At 71.8% G+C, this 3033-nt stretch carries 3 protein-coding genes; all 3 read right to left on the reverse strand.

The window, feature by feature from the left end; translation table 11 throughout:
• The coding region (locus VOI19_RS17205) for a hypothetical protein (RefSeq protein ID WP_323794177.1) at positions 1-933 on the reverse strand (933 nt) is incomplete at its 3' end.
• Positions 930-1898: a glutamate ABC transporter substrate-binding protein gene (locus VOI19_RS17210; RefSeq protein ID WP_323794178.1), complete on the reverse strand. Its 969-nt coding sequence runs from the start codon at positions 1896-1898 to the stop codon at positions 930-932. The genes VOI19_RS17205 and VOI19_RS17210, both read right to left, overlap by 4 nt.
• On the reverse strand, positions 1898-3033 hold a 1136-nt coding region (locus VOI19_RS17215), incomplete at its 5' end, for a hypothetical protein (RefSeq protein ID WP_323794179.1). The genes VOI19_RS17215 and VOI19_RS17210, both read right to left, overlap by 1 nt.

Below are 3033 nucleotides of genomic sequence, written 5' to 3' on the forward strand. Positions count from 1 at the left end.
CGCGATCGTGAGGGCCTCCTCGACCCGGCCGAGGCGGTGGAGGTAGGGCTCGAGGGCGTCGGGCGCGGCCGGGACCGGTCCGAGCGCCGACAGGTCGGGTACGGCGTAGCGCGGCGCCGGGTCGACGGTGTCGACGCAGCGACGTACGAGGTCGCTCAGCGCAGCTGCACGTTCGGTGAGCGCCGCCAGCTGGGTGCGCGCCTCGGCGACCTGGGCACGGGCTCCGCGTCGGCGGGCGTTGCCCACGATGAGGTCGCGCTCGAACACCGCTGCGTCGTGCTCCAGCGGGCCGAGCACGCCGCCGACGTCAGCTCCACGCGCGGCGCGGGCGGCGGCGTCCTCGACCCGCGCCATCAGCCCGGCGAGCTGCTCGACCACCGCGTCTCGACCGAGCGCGGGCTCGAGCGCCACCTGATCGCGCAGCCGCTCGCACTGGGCGCGCAGGTCCTTGAGGCGTGCCGCCGCACGATCGGCGCCGGGGCTCAGCGCCAGCCGGGTGCGGAGCTGGGCGGCCAGGGCGTCGGAGAGCTTGCACGCCTCGGGCACGGTGACCGCCATGCTGGCGGTGTGGCCGGCTCCGGCCGCGCCGCCCACCCCGCCGGCCGCGTCGAGACGGCCCCAGATGAGAGCGGCGATGCGTTCGCGCTCCGGGCCGAGGATCCGTCCACCGTCGAAGACCGCCCACATCTGCTGGTAGCGGTCGGCGACGGCCTTCCACAGAGCCATCGAGAGGGCGATGTCGGCGCCGGTCTCGCGACCACGCCCCGTCGCCAGTGCCGCCGAGTCGAGCTGGTCGAGCTCGTGGCGGCGTCCGCGCACCCAGGCCTCGAGCCCTTCGAGGTACTCCTTGATCGCGAAGGGTTGCGGCGCCTTCCCCAGACCACCGGGGGCGGTCGGGGCGATCAGGCTCGGAGTCGTGGACAGCTCGGTCATCGCCCGTAGAGCGCCTGAGGCTGCTTGCCACTGACGCGGAGCGACGGACGGAGCCAGGTGTTGTAGGACTGCTGCCAGCGACCGTCGTCGCGCATGTCCTCGAGCACCACGTTGATCAGCCTCGCCAGGTCGACGTCGTCGCTGTTGACGCCGATGCCGTAAGGCTCCTCGGTCAGGAACGCCGTGTCGAGGACGACGGCGTACGGGTCCTGGGCGGCCAGCCCGGCGAGGACGAGGTCGTCGGTGCTGACGCCGTCGGCCTGACCGTTCTGGAAGAGCACCATGCAGGCGGAGTTGTCGCTGGCCGTGACCGGGACGGCGTCGGGCTGGATCTGCTGGATGTTGTTGATGCTCGTCGTGCCGGCCGGCGCACAGATGCGCTTGTCGGCGAGGTCGTCGATCGTGTCGATCCCGGAGTCGAGGCCCACGAGCACCTTCTGTCCGGCGTCGTAGTAGATCTGCGAGAACGCGATCTGCTCCCAGCGCGCGCAGTTGACGGTCATGTTGCGCGCCACGATGTCGATCGTGCCGTCCTGGAGCAGCGGGATCCGCTCGGCAGCGGTGATCACGCGCAGCTCGACGGTGCCGTCTGAGGTGCCAAAGATCTTCTCCGCGATCGCATCCACCATGTCGATGTCGAAGCCCTTGATCTGCCCGTCGCTGGGGTCACGGGCTGCGAGGAGGAAGGTGTCGGCCGCCACGCCCGCGACCAGACGGCCCCGGTCACGGATCTCCTGGACCTTCGCGCCCTCGAGGACGTTGCCCGCCGGCTGGTAGGAGCGCACCTGGGTGCCGTCGTTCTCGCACGTCGGCGCGGTGGTGCCGGACGACGTCGTGGCGGGCGTCTCGGGCTCGGGCACGGTGGTCTCGTCGTAGCCGCCGCACGCGGACAGGACGAGGACCAGCGCGAGCAGCGGCCCGGCGAGCGCGCGCCGCGTTCGTGAAGCAGAGCTGGAGGCCGTCATCACGCGTACTCCCGACGTCGCTGGTTGATGCCCCAGGTGGCGGCGGCCGCGGCGAGCAGCCCACCGAGGAGGGTCAGGACTGCCAGCACCACCGCGAGGTAGCCGCCGGCGCCGAAGGACGAGGTCGCCTCGGCCGCGGCCTCGTCGACCACCTGGATCGCGACCGCGTCGACCTGGTCGAGGGCCGCGGTCGGCGAGGTGTCGTCGGTGCTGGTGGCGAGTGCGACGGCGGCGTCCCAGTTGCCACGGTCGTCGAGACGGCGGATCTTGTCGTGCAGCGCGAGGTAGTCGCGCCAGCGCCCGAGCGTGTCGGGCGAGGCGTTGGAGGTGACGATCGCGGCGGCCTCGTCGAACAGCACCTCGTAGGCGGACCCGGACCCGCGGTTGATCAGGCCCTGGCTCTCCTGGGCCTTGGCGTCGTTGGCGGCCGTGCGGGCCGAGGCCTCCGCGACCGCGGTGGCATAGGGGCCGTCGCGGGTGGCCTCGTTGTCGCCGTTCTGGTCGGCGGCGTACAGGCTCACGATCAAGGTGAGCACCGCGACGCCGAGAGCGGCTCCGGCCACACCGACGTTGAACCGACGGTGGAAGCGTCGGGCGATCTCGCGGTTGACGAGATAGAGAGCCCCGACGGCCAGGAGCCCGATCCCGAACAACCAGTAGGGGTGCTGGCCGTCCATCTCCTCGAGGGCACGCTCGGAGTTGGCGTCGACGAGGGCCTCGACCATCGGCAGGGCGTCGGAGCGGAGCGCGTCGCCGGCGGAGTTGAGGTAGGCGATGCCGATGACGAAGTTCTGGCGGTTGTAGTCGCGTGCCTGCGCCACCGCAGTGGTGTAGGCGCGCACCTCGACATTGAGGTCGGCCAGCACCTGTCGGTCGGCCGGCTGGGCGTCGGCTGCGTCGGTGACGAGCCGCAGGACGTCGTCGATCGCCGCGTCGTAGGCCGCTCGCTGGTCGGCCGGCTCCAGACCGCCGACGAGGAAGGCCGTCGTCGCGATCGCGTCGGCTCGCAGCAGTGACGTCTGGATCTCCTGGACCCGCACGACCTGCTCGGTGTTGTCGGCCGCCCGACCGTTGGCCTGCCACGAGGTCACCTGCACCACCGCGGCGACGAGCCCGAAGAACACGCACGCCACGA

Origin of the sequence: Nocardioides sp., from assembly GCF_034670285.1 — a bacterium.
Lineage (GTDB): Bacteria > Actinomycetota > Actinomycetes > Propionibacteriales > Nocardioidaceae > Nocardioides.

What these genes read in the sequence shown, in the direction of transcription:
- VOI19_RS17210 (WP_323794178.1), bottom strand. Translation starts at nt 1,898, where the DNA reads ATGACGGCCTCCAGCTCTGCTTCACGAACGCGGCGCGCGCTCGCCGGG.